This window comes from Pseudomonas entomophila (assembly GCF_013523165.1).
Classification (GTDB): domain Bacteria; phylum Pseudomonadota; class Gammaproteobacteria; order Pseudomonadales; family Pseudomonadaceae; genus Aquipseudomonas; species Aquipseudomonas entomophila_A.
Genome location: NZ_JAAMQI010000003.1, coordinates 146,189 through 166,311, shown reverse-complemented (window position 1 = coordinate 166,311; position 20,123 = coordinate 146,189). Strand labels below are relative to the sequence as shown.

Sequence of the window (20,123 nt, the reverse complement as noted above, 5' to 3'; positions counted from 1 at the left end):
TGCAAAGCCAAACTGCCCGGCGTGCGACCGGCTGGACGCGGTGGGCCGTCAGGCCGGCCCGCCGCGTGGCGCCCCGTGGGGGGTCACTGCACCGCGGCGAAGGCCTCGGCCACGCGCTCCAGGTTGTCCGGGCGCAGGCCGGCCATGCAGACCCGACCACTGTCGATCAGGTACACCCCGAACTGGTCACGCAGACGGTGCACCTGCTCGACGCTGAAGCCGGTGTAGCTGAACATGCCGCGCTGGCGCAGGAGGAACTGGAAGTCCTGGCCGGGCAGTCGTCGGGCCAGGGCATCGACCAGTCCCTGGCGCATGTCGAGGATTCGCAGGCGCATGGCCTCGACCTCGTTCGCCCAGTCCTCGGCCAGCGCCGGATCGGCCAGCACCGTGGCGACCAGGTGCGCGCCGTGGCAAGGCGGGCTCGAGTAGTTGCGGCGCACCGTGGCCTTGAGCTGGCCGAGCACGCTGGCAGCGCTGTCGGCATCGTCGCTGACCACCGACAGCCCCCCTACCCGCTCGCCGTACAGGGAGAAGATCTTCGAGAACGAATTGCTCACCAGGCACGGCACCCCGGCTCGGGCCATCTCGCGGATGGCGTAGGCATCCTCGGCCAGGCCTTCGCCGAAGCCCTGGTAGGCGATGTCGAGGAAGGCGATCAGCTCGCGTGCCTTGACCACTTCGATCACCTGCTGCCATTGCGCCGAGTCCAGGTCCACGCCCGTCGGGTTGTGGCAGCATGGGTGCAGCAGCACGATGCTCTGGGCCGGCAGCTGACGCAGGGTCGCGAGCATCCCGTCGAAATCCAGGCCACGGGTGGCCGGATCGAAGTACGGGTAGGTGTTCACGGTGAACCCGGCGCCTTCGAAGATGGCACGGTGGTTGTCCCAGGTCGGGTTGCTGACCCAGACCTGCGCCTGCGGGAAGTAGCGCTTGAGGAAGTCCGCGCCGACCTTCAGCGCGCCCGAGCCACCGACGGTCTGCACGGTGGCGACCCGTCCGGCGCTGACCATCGGGTGCTCGGCGCCGAACAGCAGGGCCTGGATCGCGGTCCGGTAGCTGGCCAGACCTTCCATGGGCAGGTACAGCGACGCGCCATGGGCCTGACCGGCCAGGCGCCGCTCGGCCTCAGCCACCGCCGCCAGCTGCGGGACGGCGCCGTCGGCATCGTAGTACAGGCCGATGCTCAGGTTGACCTTGTCGGCGCGCGGGTCGGCCTTGAAGGTGTCCATCAGCGAGAGGATCGGGTCGCCGGCATAGGCATCGACATGTTTGAACACAGCGTGCAGCTCCTTGGGATCAGGATGGGTCGGGAAAGGCTGGGTGCAGGATACGCGTTGTCGCGCCATGGCGACATATCGACCGTGCATCGACGGCCTGCACGGTTGCACGGTCGCTGGCGTGGGCGCACGCAGCGCCTCGCCAGGTTCCTCAGGTGCCTGCGCCTCAGTCGCCGGTGGCCAGCGCCTGCAGTTCGGCAAGTTCGTGCCGGGTCAGGGCCACCCCCTCGCGTGCCGACACGGCCCGCTCGTGGTAGCGGCGCTCACCCGGCAGGCGCTCCAGCCCCACCGCACGCAGTTGCGCCACCAGCTCCCCGGCCCGTTCGGCGAACCGCTGGCCCTCGCTTCGGGTCGGGTCGATGACGATCAGGGCCTGCCCGGTCCACGGCGTCTTGGCCCCTGGGTGCGTGGACCAGTCGAACTCCCAGGAGAAATGCCCGCCGGTCAGCGCGGCCGCCAGCAGCTCGACCATCATCGACAGGGCCGAGCCCTTGTGCCCGCCGAACGCCAGCAGCGCCCCCCCGTCGAGGATCGCCTGGGGGTCGCAGGTCGGCTGCCCGGCGGCATCCACGCCGACGCCTGGCGGCAGGCGGCGACCCTCGCGCGCGGCGATCTGGACGTCGCCGTGGGCCATGGCGCTGGTGGCCATGTCGAAGACCAAGGGGTCGTGGCCAGCGCAGGGCGCGGCGAAAGCGATGGGGTTGGTGCCGAACAAGGGTCGTCGGGCACCGTGGGGCACCACGCACGTCATGCTGTTGACCACGGTCAGTGCCACCAGCCCGACGTCGGCGAAGGGCTCGACATCCGGCCAGAGGGCGCCGAAGTGGTGCGAATTGTGGATGGCCAGGGCGGCGATGCCGGCGCTGCGTGCCTTGTCCATCAGGGCCGTCCGTGCAGCGGCCAGGGCCGGCTGGGCGAAGCCACCGGCCGCGTCGACCTTGAGCAGGCCGGTGGCCACGTCCGACACCACCGGCTGCGCCTTGCCGTCGACCCAGCCGCTGGCCAGCGTCGAGACATAGCCTGGCACGCGAAACACGCCATGGCTGTGGGCGCCATCGCGCTGCGCGGCGGCGCAGTTGTCCGCCAGTACGGCGGCCACCGGGGCACTGCATCCGTGTCGCACCAGCAGGCGGGTCAGCAGCGCGACGAGGTCGGCGTGTGGGAGGCGGACGGTGTCTGAAGGGTTCACAGGCAGGGCAACTCCGTGTCGGGACGCCTAGGCGGCGCGGGTCTCTGCACTGTCGGACGATTCGGCTGGCCTTGTCAAAGGTCGTACGCGACTGCACACCAAGACGCTGGCAAGGGCTGTGATCATTGCAGCGACGCAAACCACCGATTGCACCGTCAACCGATGCGACCGCGCACCCCTCGCAAGGCCTTGATGCCAAAGGCCCGGCGCCCGAATGCGCGGCCTGGGCGCCGTCCGCACCGCGCTTTTACCCGTTTGACATCTCGAACGGCTCTGGCAAGCTGACCGTGAGTCCCGACCGGTCCATCGCCGCACCTGCGGCCAGCCGGCAGTGCTCGGGACTTCAGGCACGGCACACGCGTCTCGCCGGCCTGCACGACAACGGCAGGGCATTTCCCTGTCCCAAGGTGACTTATGTCCAACAGCAACATTGGCGAGAAGACTCAACCCCTGCGCAAACCGGTCGTGTTGATGACCATGGGCACGCAGGAGCGCAAAGGCCATGACTATCAGGTCATGACGCACAAGTACATCACCCCCCTGGTCGACTTCGCCGGCTGCGTGCCGGTGCTGGTGCCGACCTGCTGCGGCACCGACGACCTGGAGGCCTACCTCGACATGGCCGATGGCGTCTACCTGACGGGCGCAGGCAGCAACATCGACCCGGCGCTCTATGGCCAGGCGAACGAAACCCCCGGCAAGACCCAGGACAAGCAGCGCGACCTGTTCGACATCCCGCTGGTGCAGCTGGCCATCGCCCGCGGCCTGCCGATCTTCGGCGTGTGCCGAGGCATGCAGGAAATCAACGTGGCCCTGGGCGGCGATATCTACCAGAAGGTCTATGCCGAGCCGGGCTTCAACGACCACCGCGAGAACCCGGACGACCCGGTCGACGTACAGTACCAGGCGGTCCATGACGTCACGGTCGAGGCCGGCAGCTGGTTGCAGGCCACGCTGGGCTGCGACACGATCCGCGTCAACTCCTTGCACGGCCAGGGCTTGCGCACCCTGGGCGACGGGCTGCAGGCGATCGCCTGGGCACCGGATGGCCTGGTCGAGGCCGTGCACGGCCCGGCGATCTCGCCCTTCCTGTTCGCCGTGCAATGGCACCCGGAATGGAAGGCGGCGAGCAACCCGGACTCGATCCGGTTGTTCCAGGCCTTCGGCGAAGCGTGCCGGACGCAGGCACGCAAGCGTCAGACCGCGCCGCGGCAGGCCATGGCCTGAGCGACGGGCGTGAAGCCATGAGGCGATCCTGATCCAGAAGGCCTGATACGCCTCTAGATGTGATTGCTCGAACGCCCCGATCACCTGTGTGATCGGGGCGTTTTGCGTTTGCAGGCTGTTTGCCAGGGCATTGGCGTGTGGATGGAAATCGCGGGGGAATGCGTTATCACATCGCGAGCAAGCCTGCTCCCAATATGGGAGGCGCACCCGCTATGAGGGGTTTTTTCTGGGAGGGGTGAGCTTGGAGGGGTCGAGTTGCTGATTTTACGGCCCCTGCGGGCCCACATCACACTTGGCAGAAACCATAGAATCTCACAGGGGATCGCGATTGCCTGTACCACTGCGGCGGGAGCCAGTTCAAATCAGCATTGCGGTCCATTTGGGGAGCGGGCTTGCCTGCGATGCAGGCGGTGATGGCAGGCATCTGGACCTGGCCCTGCATGTCCTTTGTATCGGTCCGGACATGATCGACAAACCCACGCTTACCCGTCCGAGTTGTCGTACCTCTTACAGTCGTTTTGATTTCCCAGGCCCCTGTGGAAGCTGGCTTGCCCGCGCTGACGATAGCGCAGGCACCTTGCCTGAAGCCTCCAAACCAAGCTCGGATCAGACTCGACCACCAGCCCAGGCGCCTCAATACTGCCCTTTCTCAACCCGAAGACCTGCTGCCCTTCGCAAAAAATGTTGGCAACCCCTCTAGGCATCCATGCAGTTGTACGATAACTTACCTCAAGCGCCACAATGACAATCAACCGCGCCACAGGATGCCTCCCCCATGACGCCAACCGAACTGCACTCCATCCTTTCCCACGGCCTGCTGTCCTTCCCGTTGACCGACTTCGACGCAGCCGGTGACTTCCACGCCGAAGGCTATCGCAAGCGCCTCGAATGGCTCTCCCCCTACGGCGCCACGGCGCTGTTCGCAGCCGGGGGCACGGGCGAGTTCTTCTCGCTCGCGGCCAGCGAATACAGCCAGGTGATCAAGACCGCGGTCGATACCTGTGCCGGCACGGTGCCGATTCTGGCCGGGGTGGGTGGCGCGACGCGTCAGGCCATCGAATACGCCCGCGAAGCTCAACGCCTGGGGGCCAAGGGTCTGCTGCTGCTGCCGCACTACCTGACCGAAGCCAGCCAGGACGGTGTGGCCGCCCATGTCGAGGCGGTCTGCAAGGCCGTCGACATCGGTGTGGTGGTGTACAACCGCAACGTCTGCCGCCTCAACGCCGACCACCTCGAGCGCCTGGCCGAACGCTGCCCGAACCTGATCGGCTACAAGGACGGGCTGGGTGACATCGAGCTGATGGTGTCCATCCGCCGTCGCCTGGGCGAGCGCTTCAGCTACCTGGGCGGGCTGCCGACTGCCGAAGTCTATGCCGCGGCGTACAAGGCCCTGGGCGTGCCGGTCTATTCCTCGGCCGTGTTCAACTTCGTGCCCCGGACCGCGATGGACTTCTATACCGCCATCGCCCACGACGACCACGCGACCGTGAACCGCCTGATCGACACGTTCTTCCTGCCTTACCTGGACATTCGCAACCGCAAGGCCGGCTATGCCGTGAGCATCGTCAAGGCCGGCGCGCGCATCGCCGGTCACGACGCAGGCCCGGTGCGCACGCCGCTGACCGAGCTGACCCAGGACGAATACGCACAGCTCGCGGCCCTGATGGACACGCTCGGGCCACAATAGGCACCCTGGCCCGGCGGCCTGCCCTGCCGCCCTCGAGCGGGCCCGTGCCCGCTCACCCGACATGATCGACCCCGCATAACAATAACGAGTGGGAGTACTTTCGCATGCAAGCGCCCAAGAAGACGCATGTGCGTTACCTGATTCTGTTGATGCTGTTCCTGGTGACCACCATCAACTACGCCGATCGAGCGACCATTTCGATCGCTGGCTCCGCCCTGCAAAAAGACCTTGGCATCGATGCCATCACCCTGGGCTACATCTTCTCGGCCTTCGGCTGGGCCTACGTGCTCGGGCAGATCCCCGGGGGCTGGCTGCTCGACCGCTTCGGTTCGAAGAAGGTCTACGCCCTGAGCATCTTCACCTGGTCGCTGTTCACCGTGCTGCAAGGCTTCGTCGGCTACCTGCCGCTGGCCAACGCCATCGTCGCGCTGTTCATGCTGCGCTTTCTGGTGGGCTTCGCCGAAGCGCCCTCCTTCCCCGGCAACGCCCGCATCGTGGCGGCCTGGTTCCCCACGGCCGAACGTGGCACCGCCTCGGCGATCTTCAACTCGGCCCAGTACTTCGCCACCGTGCTGTTCGCCCCGCTGATGGGCTGGATCGTCCACTCGTGGGGCTGGGAGCACGTGTTCGTCGTCATGGGCGCCCTGGGCATCGTGTTCTCGCTGGTGTGGCTCAAGCTGATCCACAACCCCAAGGAACACCCGATGATCAGCGCTGGCGAGCTGGAGCACATCGAGCGCAACGGCGGCCTGGTGGACATGGACAAGCCCCGCGCGGCCGGCAATGGCGGGCCCAAATGGGGCTACATCCGCCAGTTGCTCACCAGCCGCATGATGCTCGGCATCTACCTGGGTCAGTACTGCATCAACGCCATCACCTACTTCTTCCTGACCTGGTTCCCGGTGTACCTGGTGCAGGACCGCGGCATGTCGATCCTCAAGGCCGGCTTCATCGCCTCGCTGCCGGCGATCTGCGGCTTCATCGGCGGCGTGCTCGGCGGCGTGATCTCCGACCATCTGCTGCGACGCGGCCACTCGTTGACCTTCGCCCGCAAGGCACCGATCGTGATCGGGCTGCTGCTGTCGACCACCATGGTCATCTGCAACTACGTCGACGCCGAGTGGATGGTGGTGGCGATCATGGCCTTGGCTTTCTTCGGCAAAGGGCTGGGCGCGCTGGGCTGGGCCGTGGTCTCGGACACCTCGCCCAAGCAGATCGCCGGGCTGTCCGGAGGCATGTTCAACACCTTCGGCAACATCGCCTCGATCACCACGCCGATCATCATCGGCTACATCATCAGCGCCACCGGTTCGTTCAAGTGGGCGCTGGTGTACGTGGGGGCCAACGCCCTGGTGGCGGTGTTCAGCTACCTGGTGATCGTCGGCCCGATCAAGCGCATCGAATTGCGCGACCTGCCGCGTGAAGACGCACCGGCCCGGCCGCCGGCCGGCGACCTGGCCGACGCGCGCCGTTGACCCCACGCCGGTGACCTGCAGACCAGGTCACCGGCCGACGATACACGCCTGAGAGCACCGTGAGAGGGGCCTTGTCATGCAACTGATCGAAACATCCGAATCGCCTCGCCACGTCCGCCTGCACCCCGACGACAACGTGGTGGTGGTGGTCAACGAGGGCGGCCTGGGCGAAGGTGCCCGCTTCGCCGACGGCCTGACCCTGGTCGAGGCCGTGCCGCAAAGCCACAAGGTGGCCATCGTCGCCATCGCCAAGGGCATGCCGGTGCGCCGGTACGGGCAGATCATCGGCTACGCCGTCGAGGACCTGCGCCAGGGCAGCTGGGTGCGCGAAGGCCAACTCGACATGCCCGACGCACCGTCCCTGGACAGCCTGCCGCGGTGCGACGCCGTTCCGCCGCCCGCACCTGCGCTGGAAGGCTACACCTTCGAAGGCTACCGCAACGCCGACGGCACGGTCGGCACCCGCAACCTGCTCGGCATCACCACCACCGTGCAATGCGTGACCGGCGTGCTCGAGCACGCAGTCAAGCGCATTCGCCAGGAGCTGCTGCCGCGCTACCCTCACGTGGACGACGTGGTGGCGCTGACCCACAGCTACGGCTGTGGCGTGGCGATCAACGCCCGCGATGCCTACATCCCGATCCGTACCGTGCGCAACCTGGCGCGCAACCCCAACCTCGGTGGCGAGGCGTTGGTGATCGGCCTGGGCTGCGAGAAGCTTCAGGCCGAGCAGGTGATGCATGCCGGCGATCCGTCGGTGGACCTCAGCGAACCCTGGCTGTACAAGCTGCAGGACGCCAGCCTGGGCTTCACCGAGATGATCGAGCAGATCATGGCCCTGGCCGAGACGCGGCTGCGCAAGCTCGACCTGCGTCGGCGCGAGACGGTGCCGGCCAGCGAACTGATCCTGGGCATGCAGTGCGGCGGCAGCGACGCGTTCTCCGGGATCACCGCCAACCCCGCCCTGGGCTTCGCCGCCGACCTGCTGGTGCGTGCCGGGGCCACGGTGATGTTCTCCGAGGTCACCGAAGTGCGCGATGCGATCTACATGCTCACCTCGCGTGCCGAGACGCCCGCGGTGGCCGAAGCGCTGGTGCAGGAGATGGACTGGTACGACCAGTACCTGCAACGCGGCGCCGCCGACCGCAGCGCCAACACCACGCCCGGCAACAAGAAAGGCGGGCTGTCGAACATCGTCGAGAAGTCCCTGGGCTCGATCGTCAAGTCCGGCAGCGGCGCCATCCAGGGCGTGCTGGGGCCTGGCGAGCGCGCCGCGCGCAAGGGCCTGCTGTTCTGCGCCACCCCGGCCAGCGATTTCATCTGCGGCACGTTGCAACTGGCCGCGGGCATGAACCTGCACGTGTTCACCACCGGGCGCGGCACCCCCTACGGGCTGGCCATGGCCCCGGTGATCAAGGTCTGCACCCGCACCGAACTGGCCCAGCGCTGGCCCGACCTGATCGATATCGATGCAGGACGCATCGCCACCGGCCAGGCAAGCATCGAGACCCTGGGCTGGGAGCTGTTCCACTACTACCTGGACGTCGCCAGCGGGCGTCAGCAGACCTGGGCCGAGCGGCACCGCCTGCATAACGACATCACCCTCTTCAACCCTGCTCCGGTGACCTGACTCAGGCTCGCCCCCTCACTTCGAAGGAGTTTCCATGCACGAGATCCTTGGCCACAACTTCATCGCCGGTCAGCGCAGCGCCGCTGGCGAGCAACGCCTTCACAGCCTCGACGCCAGCACCGGCGAGGCCTTGCCCTTCACCTTCAGTCAGGCGACCGAGGCCGAAGTCGATCAGGCCGCGCGCGCTGCTGCCGATGCCTTCGCCGCCTTCCGTCAACTGCCGCCCGCGCGTCGGGCCGAGTTCCTCGAGGCCATCGCCGCTGAACTGGATGCGCTGGACGAAGCGTTCGTCGCCATCGTCTGCCGTGAAACCGCCCTGCCAGCCGCCCGCATCCAGGGCGAGCGTGGCCGGACCAGCGGGCAGATGCGCCTGTTCGCCCAGGTCCTGCGCCGTGGCGACTTCCTGGGCGCACGGATCGACCTTGCGCTGCCGGACCGCCAGCCCCTGCCGCGTCCCGACATTCGACAGATGCGCATCGGTGTCGGCCCGGTCGCCGTGTTCGGTGCCAGCAACTTCCCGCTGGCCTTCTCCACCGCCGGTGGCGATACCGCCGCCGCATTGGCCGCCGGCTGCCCGGTGGTGTTCAAGGCCCACAGCGGACACATGGCGACCGCCGACCTGGTCGGCTGCGCCATCCAGCGCGCGGCCGAGCGTACCGGCATGCCCGCCGGGGTCTTCAACATGGTCTATGGCCATCGCGTCGGCGAATGGCTGGTCAAGCATCCGGCCATCCAGGCCGTGGGCTTTACCGGCTCGCTCAAGGGGGGCGACGCCTTGTGCCGCCTGGCGGCCGAGCGCCCGCAGCCGATCCCGGTGTTCGCCGAGATGTCCAGCATCAACCCGGTGATCATCCTGCCGAGTGCACTGGCCAAGCGCGGCGCGGCCATCGCTCGCGAGCTGGCCGGTTCGGTCACCCTGGGGGCTGGTCAGTTCTGCACCAACCCCGGCCTGGTGCTCGGGGTGCGGGGGCCTGCGTTCGAACAGTTGCTGGCCGACCTGGGCGATCACCTGGGGCAGCAGCCGCCGCAGACACTGCTCAACCAAGGGGGGCTGGACAGTTATGCCCGCGGTCTGCAGCACCTGGATGCCCATGCCGGCATCGAACGCCTGGCCGGCCAGCCCCAGGAAGGCCAGCAGGCCCAGGCCCGCTTGTACAAGGCCCAGGCCGACCTGCTGGTGAACAGCGACGCCCTGCTGCAGGAAGAGGTCTTCGGCCCGGCCACCGTCGCGGTGGAGGTGGTGGACGACGCGCAGCTCAAGGCCGCGCTGCAAGGCTTGCGCGGTCAGCTGACCGCCACCCTGATCGGCGAGCCGGACGATCTGGAAGCCTACGCCTGGCTGGTGCCGATCCTCGAAGAAAAGGTCGGTCGGATCCTGCTCAACGGTTACCCCACCGGGGTCGAGGTCTGCGACGCCATGGTTCACGGCGGGCCTTACCCAGCCACCTCGGACGCCCGCGGCACCTCGGTCGGCACCCTGGCCATCGACCGCTTCCTGCGCCCGGTATGCTACCAGAACTACCCGCAGTCGCTGCTGCCGGCCGCGTTGCAGGACGCCAACCCGCTCGGGCTGCGGCGGCTGGTGAACGGTGCCTGGGAGGGGTAAGGCTGGAGAGCTGCAAGCTGCAAGCTGCAAGCGGAGTGTGTCGAGGGCTCAGGCGATATCGATCTTTAGCTCGCGCTGCGCTCCGGCAACACGGTCTGCTTGTGCTTGTGGCGCGTAGCGTGTGACTCGCGGCCCGTGGCGCGCCGCCGGGGAACCGGGCAGTGATGGCAATGTCCCATGACCGTTCCACTCCCTCACTCAAGGACCCTACCGACATGAACGTCTCATTCCGCCCGCAGTGGTTGCTCGCCCTCGCCCTTCCCCTGGCCCTGGCTGCCTGTGGCGACAAGGAACCTGAGCAGCGTGCGGCTTTCAGCCAGTTCCTGCAGACTCGGATCATCGACAAGCCGGGCGTGCGGGTGCCGCAGCTGACACCGGAAGAATCCAAGGCCTTCGGCGACTACACCAGCCACTATGCCGTGATCACCGACTTCAATGGCAGCATGGATGCCTCGATCAAGCCGATGAAGGGCCTGGTGGAGAAAGGCGCCGTGCGCTCGATCAACGACGTGATCGCACGACGCGCCGACATCGAAAGCGCCAAGACGGGGCTGCACGACATGGGCACCGCGCTCAAGGCGGAGCAGGCCAAGGCCGATGCGGCGCATGCGGCGCTGAAGCAGCCGGACGACCTCAAGCCGGTGTACGACAAGGCCTACGAAAAGACCGTGACCTTGCCTTCCACGACCTTCCTGGGCGTGCTGCCGAACCTGGAAGCGACCCTGGACAGCAGCCTGAAGGTGGCCGACTACGTCAGCGCCCACAAGGACCAGATCGAGGTCAATGGCGCCATCGTGCGCGTCGCCGACCCCAAGGTTCAGGCGGAACTGAACGGCCTGCTGGGCGAGCTCAATGCCCAGGCCAAGACCGTGCAAGAGGCGCAGGGTCGGGTTCAGCAGGTACTGCTGGGACGCTGATCGCGTGTAGGGCATGAGCCGGGCAGGTGTATCGCCGGCTCGAGCAGACAAGGCAGCTCCGGGTGGGCTGCCTTTTTCATGGATGATTGGCAGCTGTGCCGCTGATTGATTTCTGGGGCCGCTTTGCGGCCCATCGCGGCCGGTCCGGCGCCCCGGCGGGGGCCGCTCCTACACCCGTAGCCCCACTGCGGGGTTGCAAGCTATCGCGGTCACCCGTGGGAGCGGCCCCTACCGGGGCGCCGGACCGGCCGCGATGGAGCCTGCAAGGCCCACAAAGATCTTCAAGCCATTTCCTTTTAAATCAATAAGATAATTGATTATTTTGAGATCGGACTGTTCATGACGAGACGGTGACGGACCGGGCGTTATCGCGGGCAAGCCCGCTCCCACGGGGTCATGAGCTGTCTTTACTCATGCGCCTGACGACTGCTGCGCCTGCTGATGCGCATGGCGCAAGCGTTCGCGGCTGTTGCACAGGTGCATGCGCATGGCCAGCTTGGCGCTTTCAGGGTCGCGGCGGACGATGGCCTCGAAGATGGCTTCATGCTCGTAACGCAGGCGGCTGAGGTAGTGCGCCTGGTCGTCCTGGGCCAGGCTCGCCGAGTTCAGGCGGGTACGCGGGATGATGCTGGTGCCCAGGTGGCCGAGGATGTCGGCGAAGTAATGGTTGCCGCTGGCCTGGGCGATCTGCAGGTGGAACTGGAAATCCGCCGCCACGGCATCGGAGGCCTTCGCCGCGCCCAGGTTGATCTCGTCCAGAGCCGCGCGCATGGCCGCCAGGTGCGTCTCGTCACGGCGTTCGGCCGCCAGGCCCGCGGACTCGATCTCCAATGCAATGCGCAGCTCGAGCACCGCCAGCACGTCACGCAGGGTCACCACCGTGGCCGGATCGATACGAAAGCCGTTGCTCGGCGGCGTATCCAGCACGAAGGTGCCGATGCCATGGCGCGTCTCGACCTGGCCGGCTGCCTGCAACCGGGAGATGGCCTCGCGCACCACCGTGCGGCTGACCCCTTCCTCGACCATGATCTGCGATTCGGTGGGCAGCTTGTCGCCGCGCTTGAGCTGGCCACTGCGAATGCGCTCGGTCAGCACCGTGACCAATTCCTGCGCCAGACTGCGAGGCTTGCGCCGGGCCCGTGGCTGTACCTGCTGCTCTGTCATGCCCTGTACGTTTCGTGTGAGGAAGCCAGTGCGCATGATACCTCATGCAGTTGTACGATCACACCGACCCGTGAGAAGCCGTTCCACGGCACGCGCACGCCGAGGCAGGCCAGGCGGTACGTCATCCGCTCGTCCATTGGCGGCATTTTACTGGCCCCTACCCCTTCGAAAGCACGGCAGACTTCGCGTCTTTTCAATGGGTTAGGACAACCTCATGATGTCATTTCCACGCGTTCTGGCCGGGTGCCTGTTCATGGCGGCCGCCTGTTCAGCACAGGCCAGGGGGCTCACTGCCAGCGACCGCCATGTCTGTGAATGGGGCGCGCGTATCGCAGCCGAGGCCCAGCAGTCCAAACTGTCCGGCGTCAGCTTGTATGCCGTACGCAAGCGCCTGCAGACCCGCCGATTCCCCAAACCGTGGATGCGCATGACAGCGTTCGGCATCACCGAACAGACCTACACCAGCGCGTCGCGCCTCACGCCCATGGCGATTCGCCAGACGTATCATGAGCAATGTTTGGCCCATGCGGTGGCCGCACACCAGGCGCGTCGATAGCGTACTTGAGAACTTACATTAGGTTTTTGAAGAAAACATTCTTAAATCAACTTTTTAATTACTATTCTTAACCTTATTTATAGATTAGAACATTCTCGTCTTGTGCGCAGTCACGCGCCTGCGCTGCACAAATCTTCCAGCATCCACGCCTACGCTGTCGTACAGTTCAAGGCCTCCCCTCGTCACGGGCCGCCCATGGACAACTGGATCGACCTGGCCGTGCACGCCGACACCGGCATCGAATCGGTGCGCGCGCATTTCAAAGGCCATGCCTACGAGCCGCACTGGCACGACAGCTTCCTGATCGGCTTCACCGAGCAGGGCGTGCAGCAGTTCCACTGTCGACGCCTGCGGCACCACAGTACGCCGGGGCAGGTGTTCCTGCTCGAGCCCGGCGAGCTGCACGATGGGCATGCGCCGACCGAGGACGGGTTCACCTATTCGACGCTCTACCTGCGGCCCGACTGGCTCGAGAAGGCCTTGGGTGCGCTGTTCGAACAGGCCCCTGCCCAGTGCCTGCCCGGGTTCGCCGACACGCTGAGCCAGGACCCTGCCCTGGCCCGATCGATCGCGCGGGCGTTCCAGGCCGTGCACGCCGGCTCGCTGCGCATGGCCCAGGACGTGGCGCTGGATGACCTGCTCGCTCACCTGACACGCCATGTGCACTGGCGACGCCTGGTGAACCCCGACCCGCGCCTGCCCGGCGTGGCACGCCGCGCACAGGAAGTGATCCATGCCTGCTTCGCCCAGGACGTGAGCCTCGACAGCCTGGCCGAGGCATGCCAGGTGGATCGCTTCAGGCTGACCCGGGCGTTTCGCAGCGCGTTCGGCCTGCCCCCCCATGCCTACCTGGTGCAAGTCCGCCTGGCCAAGGCCCGTCACCTGCTGGCCCGTGGCGACACGCCGGCCCAGGTGGCCAGCGCCGTGGGCTTCGCTGATCAGAGCCACCTGGGCCGCTGGTTCCAGCGGGCGTATCGCCTGACGCCGGCGGACTACCGACGACGCTGCTCAAACCTTCCAGACCGCTAGCCAGACGTGCGGCACCCTGGTGGCTCGATGTCCAGGAGCCCTTGTCATGTCCGCCGTCACGTTGTCGTTTCTGTCGTTCGCCCTCGTCGCCAGCCTCAGCCCTGGCCCCAGCAACGTGCTGATCCTGGCCGAAGGCGCTCGGGTCGGCACGCGCCGTACCCTGCCGCTGGTACTGGCCGCCTGCGTGTCGGCCGCCGCCGTGGTGCTGGTGGTCGGCCTGGGCCTGGGTGCCATCCTGGTGCGCCACCCGCTGATCGAGCAGGCGATGGCCTGGTTCGGGGTCGCCTGGCTGAGCCTGATGGCGTGGCGGATGCTGCGCGCCGCCGGGCAGCCGCTGCAGACCGACGCCGTGCCACGCCACGGCCTGGCGAGCCTGGCTGCGCTGCAGGTGATCAACCCGAAGGTCTGGGTGATGGCGATGGCCGTGATCGGGGTCTTCGCCCTGCCCTCTGGCCAGGACCCGACCGTCACGGTCGCCTGGCTCTCTGCCGCCTTCCTGCTGGTCGCCGTGCCCTGCATGACCCTGTGGGCGGTGCTGGGCGCCGCGAGCGCGTCCTGGCTGAGCAGCCCACGGGCGCTCAAACGCCTCAACCAGGCGCTGGCGATCCTGCTGCTGGCATCGGCGTGGTCCGCGCTGTGGCTGTGACCTGCCGTGGACCGCGCCCGTTCGCCGTCAGCGCCCCCCCGAAGGACCTGACAAGGCCTGGGCGAAACGCCGTGTGTTCAGCGCGGCCAGTACCAGGCCGACCAGGGCCACGCTGCCGCCGACCAGGCCGATGTTCGCCACGCCCACCTGCGAGCTGACGATGCTGCCGAGCAGCGCGCCGCCACCGATGCCGATGTTGTAGATGCCCGAGAACAGGGCCATGGCCACGTCGGTGGCGTCCGAGGCGAGCTTCAGGGTGCGTGACTGCAAGGACAGACTGAAGCTGAGGATGGAAATGCCCCAGCACATGCTCAGCCCGGCGAACACCGGGAAGTGGCTGGAGAGTGGCAGCAACAGCAGCAGGCAGGCGGCCAGCACCCCGATCGACCCCAGCAGCAGGCCATGGGGGAACCGTTCGCTGTAACGGCTGAACAGCACCGACCCCAGCACGCCCGCCCCGCCGAACAACAGCAACAGGACGGTCGTCTGCTGGCCGCTGATCTGCGCCACGTGCAGGGCGAACGGTTCGATGTAGCTGTAGGCGGTGAACTGCGCGGTGATCACCAGGGTGACCAGCAGGTAGACGACCACCAGCGCCGGGCGCTTGAACAGCACCGGCAGGCTGCGCAGCGACCCGGAGTTCTGGCTGGGCAGCAGGGGCAGCGACTTCATCAGGCACAGCAGTGTCGCCAGCGCCACGCCGCCAATGCACAGGAACGTCACCCGCCAGCCCAGGCTCTCGCCCACCACCCGGCCCAGCGGAATGCCCAGGACCATGGCCAGCGTGGTGCCGGTGGCCAACAGCCCCAGCGCCTTGGCCTGTTGCCCCGGTGGCGCCACGCGCACCGCCAGCGACGCGGTGATCGACCAGAAGATCGCGTGCGCCAGGGCGATGCCGATCCGGCTCACCAGCAGCATGGCAAAGCTTTGCGCCATCCAGGACAGCAGGTGGCTGACGATGAACACCGCGAAGACCACGGTCAGCAACCGGCGGCGTTCGACGTTGCGCGTCAGCAGCATCATCGGCAACGACGCCAGTGCCACGACCCAGGCATAGATGGTCAGCATCAGGCCGACCTGCGCAGGGGTCATGGCGAAGCTGCGCCCGATGTCGCTCAGCAGCGCCACCGGGACGAACTCGGTGGTGTTGAAGATGAACGCCGCCAGCGCCAGGGCGATGACGCTCAGCCAGCTACCGCCAGCGTTGGGAGAGGGGGTGGACGTGTGCATGGGCAGGGTGCGGACTCCGAAAGCGCAACGACCCGCCGGCGCCTGGACGAAGGTCGACCAGACGCGGGCAGGTTGTTGTTGGAATGGGAAGTGCGGCCATGGTACGGGCTGCATGTGGCAGGCGGCAAGCGTTGAGGGAGGTGATGGCCGCGCGGCAGGCCATTGCGGTCTCCCTGTGAGAGATTCCATGGGTTCTGCCGAGCGCGAATGCGGGCGCTGCGGCAGATGCTATGGATTCTGCCAAGCGAGACTGTGGGCCCTGCAGGCCCAATCGCGGCCGGCCCGGCGCCCCGGCAGGGGCCGCTCACCCGTAGCCCCACCGCGGCATGGCAGGCCATCGCGGTCACCTGTGTGGGCCCCCGTGCCGCAATCGGGCCTGAAAGGCCCGTATGTCGCAGCCCACCGCGCGGTTGCGCCTGCTACGCCCTCACTCCGCCTTCAAAGTCGCCATGTCGATCACGAACCGGTACTTCACATCCCCTGCGATCATCCGCTCGTAGGCCTCGTTGATGTGGCGGATGTCCAGCATCTCGATGTCGCAGGTGATCTGGTGCTCGGCGCAGAAGTCCAGCACTTCCTGGGTCTCGGCGATACCGCCGATGAGCGAGCCGGCCAGGACACGACGCTTCATGACCAGGTTGGCCGCATGCACCGGCGGGTCGATGGGTTCGATCAGACCGACCAGGATGTGCACGCCACCGAAGGTCAGGGTCTCGAGGTAGGGGTTGATGTCATGCTGCACCGGGATGGTGTCGAGCAGGAAATCGAAGCGCCCCGCCGCCGCGCGCATCTGCTCGGCATCGGTGGAGACGATCACGTGATCGGCGCCCTGGCGACGGGCTTCCTCGGCCTTGGCCGTCGAACGAGTGAACAGGGTGACTTCCGCGCCCAGCGCCTTGGCCAACTTGATCCCCATGTGGCCCAGGCCACCCATGCCCAGCACGCCCACCTTGTGGCCAGGGCCGACACCGTGGTGCTTGAGCGGCGAGTAGGTGGTGATGCCGGCGCACAGGATCGGCGCTGCGCTGGCCGGATCCAGGCTGGCAGGAATGCGCACGACGAAGTGTTCGCTGACCACGATGCTGTCGGAGTAGCCGCCCATGGTGTTGCTGCCATCGACCCGGTCAGGGGTGGCGTAGGTCATGGTCGGACCTTCCAGGCAATACTGTTCCTCGCTCGCCTGACAGGCCGGGCACTGGCGGCAGGAGTCGACCATGCAGCCGACGCCGACCAGGTCGCCGACCTTGTGCTGAGTGACCTTGTCACCAATGGCGGTCACACGACCGACGATCTCGTGACCCGGCATCAGCGGATACACGGCGATGCCCCACTCGTTGCGTGCCTGGTGGATGTCAGAGTGGCAGACGCCGCAGTACAGGATCTCGATCGCCACGTCGTCCGGGCGCGGGCTGCGGCGCTCGAAGGTCATGGGTGCCAGCGGGCTCTTGGATGTCTGGGCGGCATAGCCGATTGCGGTGTACATGCGATGGACCTCTCGATGAAACGGTTAAGTGACGACAGTGTGCAGCGGCAACGCGCGCATGCCCACCGCAGATCCTCCGGCACTCGTGCCTGATTCTCCGGACCTTCACGAGACAGCTGCCAACCTCCGTTGGTTCTGCGAAGATAGGCATGTCCAATCCTCTTTTCGGTTCACCCATGCAGCTGACCCGTCACCTCGACGCCAACACGTCGCTCTGTGCGCTGATCGAAGCGCTGGCCGTGCGTCCCGGCTTCGTTCCCACCGCCCTGCCCCAGGTCAAGGTCCTGAGCTGGGACCACTACGTGGCCAGCAGCCCGCAGATCTACGAACCCAGCCTGATGATCCTCGCCCAGGGCAGCAAGCTGGCGCGCCTGGGCCCACGCACCTTGGAATACGGCGCTGGCCATTACCTGGTGCAAGCCCTGTCGGTGCCCTTCATGTGCGAGACCTTCGCCACCGGTGAGGCGCCCCTGCTGGGGGTGGCGGTCGACATCGACCGGGCCATGCTCGGGGAACTGGTGCAGAGCATGGGCCCGCTGCTCGACGGACCGGTGCAGGCGCAGACGCCCCAGTCGATGACCTCGGCCGCGCTCGATGCGCCGATGCGCGACAGCGTCGAGCGGTTGCTGCGCTGCCTGCAGGACCCGGTGGATGCGCGCGTACTGGGGCCGGCCCGGGTGCGCGAGGTGCTGTACACGGCGCTGCGCGGGCCACAGGCCGGGGTCCTGCGCGCGCTGGTCGAGCAGCAAGGGCATTTCGCACGCATCGGCACCGCGCTGAGCTACCTGCGCGAGCACTACGCCGAGCCGTTGAACGTGGACACGCTGGCCGAGCGCGCCAACATGAGCGTGTCGACCTTCCACGAGCACTTCAAACGCTGCACGGAGCTGGCGCCGATCCAGTACCTCAAGCGCCTGCGCCTGCTCAAGGCCCAGCAGATGCTGATTGCCGAAGGCCTGGGCGTGGCCCAGGTCGCGCACCGTGTCGGCTACCAGAGCACCTCGCAGTTCAGCCGCGAGTACAAGCGCCAGTTCGACTGCAGCCCCGGCCAGGAGCAGGCGCGTCTCGCCTCGGTGTGAACCGCCTCGATCACGCCAGCGTCCAGTCGGCCAGAGGCAGGTAACGGCCCTTGTACGACTCGAACAAGGTGAACTGCCGCACCTTCAACCAGAATGCCGGCGCGCTCGCCGCCTCCGGAACCTGCCCGCGGAACTCGCGCATCAAGGTCAGGTGAGGCCGGTATTCCTGCGCCGGCTGCTGCGCCACCCAAGGCAGCACCGCCTGGTGCAGGTCGTAGGCCAGGCGGCGTAGCGCAGGCGGGGCATCGGGCGCTTCGAGCACCAGGACGCCAGGACGCTGCCAGACCGTCAGGCGATCGAGCACCAGCCGCATCGCCACAGGCCTGGCGACACGCTCGATCGCGGCGCACACGGCCGGCACCTGCAGGCTGTCGACTTCCCCCAGAAACAGTAGCGTCAGGTGGAACTGCCCAGGCGGCACCGGCTTGCCCGTGCGCAGGTTCAGCGCATGGCGAAACCGGGCGATGTCGCGCCGCTGCGGCGCCTCGCAGTCGACGGCGATGAACAGGCGCTTGAAGGGTTGCCCGGTTTCACGTGTGTCCATGACGAAGGATTCCAATCGAAGGGTGACGATTGGAGAGGGCCGACGCCACATTGGTGCGATCGCCTTGTTCCCCGACGAACGTAACAAATTGTACAAAGCCGTCGGCCATTTGTTTATGCTGGCACGTTCACGCCCTGGGCTCGACCTGCTGACCTGTATTCCCATGAAAATCGCACTCGTACTGCTCTTTGTCTTCTCGATCGCCTATGTCCACCTGCGCGGTCGTGTGCGCCACAAGCTGACCCGCCAACTGGGCGATCACTCGAGCTTCCTGGCGCCCATCAACACCCTGCTCTACCTGTGCTCGCGCCACCCGGCCAAGCCGTACTTGCCCGTCGAGGCCTTCCCCGAGCTGCAGCCGCTGAAGGATCACTGGCAGGAGATCCGTGCCGAAGCGCAACAGCTGCTGCAGGTCGGCGAGATCAAGAAGTCCGACAACCACGACGACGTGGGCTTCAACTCGTTCTTCAAGAGTGGCTGGAAGCGCTTCTACCTCAAGTGGTACGGCGAGAGTCACCCCTCGGCCATGACCCTGTGCCCGCGCACCACCGAGCTGCTGCAGGGCATCGGCTCGGTCAAGGCGGCCATGTTCGCCACCTTGCCACCCGGCGCCAAGCTGGTGCGCCACCGGGACCCGTATGCAGGTTCCTACCGGTACCACCTGGGGCTGGACACCCCGAACGATGACGCCTGTTTCATTGAGGTGGACGGCGAGCAGTACGCCTGGCGCGACGGCGAAGCGGTGATGTTCGACGAGACCTATATCCACTACGCGGCCAACACCACCGAGCAGACCCGGATCATCCTGTTCTGCGACGTCGAGCGGCCCTTGAAATACCGCTGGGCGACGGCCTTCAACCGCTGGTTCAGCCGCAACGTGATGTCCGCAGCCGCTGCACCGAACGATGCCAAGGACAAGACGGGCGGCATCAACCGGCTGTTCACTCGGATCTACGCGATCAGGGCGCGCGGCAAGGCGCTGAAGAAGCGCAACCGCATGCGCTACTACCTCGAGAAGTGGGTGGTGGTCGCGGCGTTGGTGGGGCTGTTCATCTATATCTGACGAGGTGGCGGTTGGGCGGTGTTTGCGGGGCCCCATCGCGGGCAAGCCCGCTCCCACCCGGGCCCGTGCAGCCTGCCATTAGCCAGGGTTGCACAACCTCCTTTCAAAAGCTGCCCTCTTCAAAGCTGCACCTCTTCCTTTCAAAGGCTTCACCCCCCTGTGGGGGATCGCCGTCGAGGGGGGACGTGCAGCGATTGAATCGATTGGAGTGCACGGGGATCGAGCGATAAAGCCGCTGACGGATCCGGCCATGACTACGGCGCCCGTGCTCGCCAAAGCCACCCTATGGTCGGACTTTTCTGACCGTCCCCAGTGAACCGA

The 20,123-nt window shown here is 66.6% G+C and carries 17 protein-coding genes; 11 read left to right on the top strand and 6 right to left on the bottom strand.

The genetic code is table 11. The annotated features are described in order from the left end of the window. Positions 1-83: 83 nt before the first annotated feature. On the bottom strand, positions 84-1,277 hold the full coding sequence (locus G7Z99_RS03655) for an amino acid aminotransferase (RefSeq protein WP_181092144.1): 1,194 nt from the start codon (positions 1,275-1,277) through the stop codon (positions 84-86). 166 nt (positions 1,278-1,443) lie between these two features. Beyond that, a complete protein-coding gene (locus G7Z99_RS03650; RefSeq protein ID WP_308812276.1) occupies positions 1,444-2,466 on the bottom strand; it encodes an Ldh family oxidoreductase in 1,023 nt (340 codons plus the stop codon). Positions 2,467-2,880: 414 nt separating this feature from the next. Between G7Z99_RS03650 and G7Z99_RS03645 the strand changes: the two genes are divergently transcribed. The 6 genes from G7Z99_RS03645 (at position 2,881) to G7Z99_RS03620 (ending at position 11,008) form a co-directional block, all read left to right on the top strand. Next, the gene (locus G7Z99_RS03645) at positions 2,881-3,693 is read left to right on the top strand and encodes a gamma-glutamyl-gamma-aminobutyrate hydrolase family protein (protein WP_181092142.1); all 813 of its coding nucleotides are present in this window, start codon (positions 2,881-2,883) and stop codon (positions 3,691-3,693) included. Between the two features lie 775 nt (positions 3,694-4,468). Further along, positions 4,469-5,380: a 5-dehydro-4-deoxyglucarate dehydratase gene (kdgD, locus tag G7Z99_RS03640; RefSeq protein ID WP_181092140.1), complete on the top strand. Its 912-nt coding sequence runs from the start codon at positions 4,469-4,471 to the stop codon at positions 5,378-5,380. Positions 5,381-5,484: 104 nt separating this feature from the next. After that, positions 5,485-6,855, top strand: coding sequence for an MFS transporter (locus tag G7Z99_RS03635; protein ID WP_181092138.1), 1,371 nt, complete (start codon positions 5,485-5,487; stop codon positions 6,853-6,855). Positions 6,856-6,931: 76 nt separating this feature from the next. Next, positions 6,932-8,485 carry a galactarate dehydratase gene (gene garD / locus G7Z99_RS03630; RefSeq protein ID WP_181092136.1) on the top strand — a complete coding sequence of 518 codons (1,554 nt, stop codon included), beginning with the start codon at positions 6,932-6,934 and terminating at the stop codon, positions 8,483-8,485. Between the two features lie 34 nt (positions 8,486-8,519). Continuing rightward, complete coding sequence (locus tag G7Z99_RS03625) at positions 8,520-10,091, top strand: aldehyde dehydrogenase (NADP(+)) (protein ID WP_181092134.1); 1,572 nt, start codon at positions 8,520-8,522, stop codon at positions 10,089-10,091. A gap of 215 nt (positions 10,092-10,306) precedes the next feature. Next, on the top strand, positions 10,307-11,008 hold the full coding sequence (locus tag G7Z99_RS03620; RefSeq protein WP_181092132.1) for a DUF3053 domain-containing protein: 702 nt from the start codon (positions 10,307-10,309) through the stop codon (positions 11,006-11,008). Between the two features lie 411 nt (positions 11,009-11,419). On the opposite strand, the gene G7Z99_RS03615 is transcribed toward G7Z99_RS03620, so the two are convergent. Further along, the gene (locus G7Z99_RS03615) at positions 11,420-12,172 is read right to left on the bottom strand and encodes a FadR/GntR family transcriptional regulator (RefSeq protein WP_181092130.1); all 753 of its coding nucleotides are present in this window, start codon (positions 12,170-12,172) and stop codon (positions 11,420-11,422) included. A 214-nt stretch (positions 12,173-12,386) separates the two neighbouring features. Between G7Z99_RS03615 and G7Z99_RS03610 the strand changes: the two genes are divergently transcribed. The 3 genes from G7Z99_RS03610 (at position 12,387) to G7Z99_RS03600 (ending at position 14,403) form a co-directional block, all read left to right on the top strand. After that, complete coding sequence (locus tag G7Z99_RS03610; protein ID WP_181092128.1) at positions 12,387-12,728, top strand: hypothetical protein; 342 nt, start codon at positions 12,387-12,389, stop codon at positions 12,726-12,728. 195 nt (positions 12,729-12,923) lie between these two features. Next, entirely contained in the window at positions 12,924-13,757 is an 834-nt protein-coding gene (locus tag G7Z99_RS03605) for an AraC family transcriptional regulator (RefSeq protein ID WP_181092126.1), read from the top strand. Positions 13,758-13,803: 46 nt separating this feature from the next. Further along, positions 13,804-14,403 (top strand): LysE family translocator, encoded by a 600-nt coding sequence (locus G7Z99_RS03600; protein ID WP_181092124.1) that lies wholly within the window; start codon positions 13,804-13,806, stop codon positions 14,401-14,403. 27 nt (positions 14,404-14,430) lie between these two features. Here G7Z99_RS03600 and G7Z99_RS03595 read toward each other — a convergent pair whose 3' ends face one another. Continuing rightward, positions 14,431-15,633: a sugar transporter gene (locus tag G7Z99_RS03595; RefSeq protein ID WP_181092122.1), complete on the bottom strand. Its 1,203-nt coding sequence runs from the start codon at positions 15,631-15,633 to the stop codon at positions 14,431-14,433. 427 nt (positions 15,634-16,060) lie between these two features. Next, positions 16,061-17,116, bottom strand: coding sequence for an NAD(P)-dependent alcohol dehydrogenase (locus G7Z99_RS03590; protein ID WP_181092120.1), 1,056 nt, complete (start codon positions 17,114-17,116; stop codon positions 16,061-16,063). A 176-nt stretch (positions 17,117-17,292) separates the two neighbouring features. Here G7Z99_RS03590 and G7Z99_RS03585 point away from each other — a divergent pair, with 176 nt between their 5' ends. Further along, complete coding sequence (locus tag G7Z99_RS03585) at positions 17,293-18,195, top strand: AraC family transcriptional regulator (protein ID WP_181092291.1); 903 nt, start codon at positions 17,293-17,295, stop codon at positions 18,193-18,195. A 10-nt stretch (positions 18,196-18,205) separates the two neighbouring features. Here G7Z99_RS03585 and thpR read toward each other — a convergent pair whose 3' ends face one another. After that, positions 18,206-18,739: an RNA 2',3'-cyclic phosphodiesterase gene (gene thpR / locus G7Z99_RS03580; protein ID WP_258196941.1), complete on the bottom strand. Its 534-nt coding sequence runs from the start codon at positions 18,737-18,739 to the stop codon at positions 18,206-18,208. Between the two features lie 163 nt (positions 18,740-18,902). On the opposite strand from thpR, the gene lpxO reads away from it, so the two are divergent. Further along, positions 18,903-19,802 carry a lipid A hydroxylase LpxO gene (gene lpxO, locus G7Z99_RS03575; RefSeq protein ID WP_181092116.1) on the top strand — a complete coding sequence of 300 codons (900 nt, stop codon included), beginning with the start codon at positions 18,903-18,905 and terminating at the stop codon, positions 19,800-19,802. Positions 19,803-20,123 lie beyond the last annotated feature (321 nt).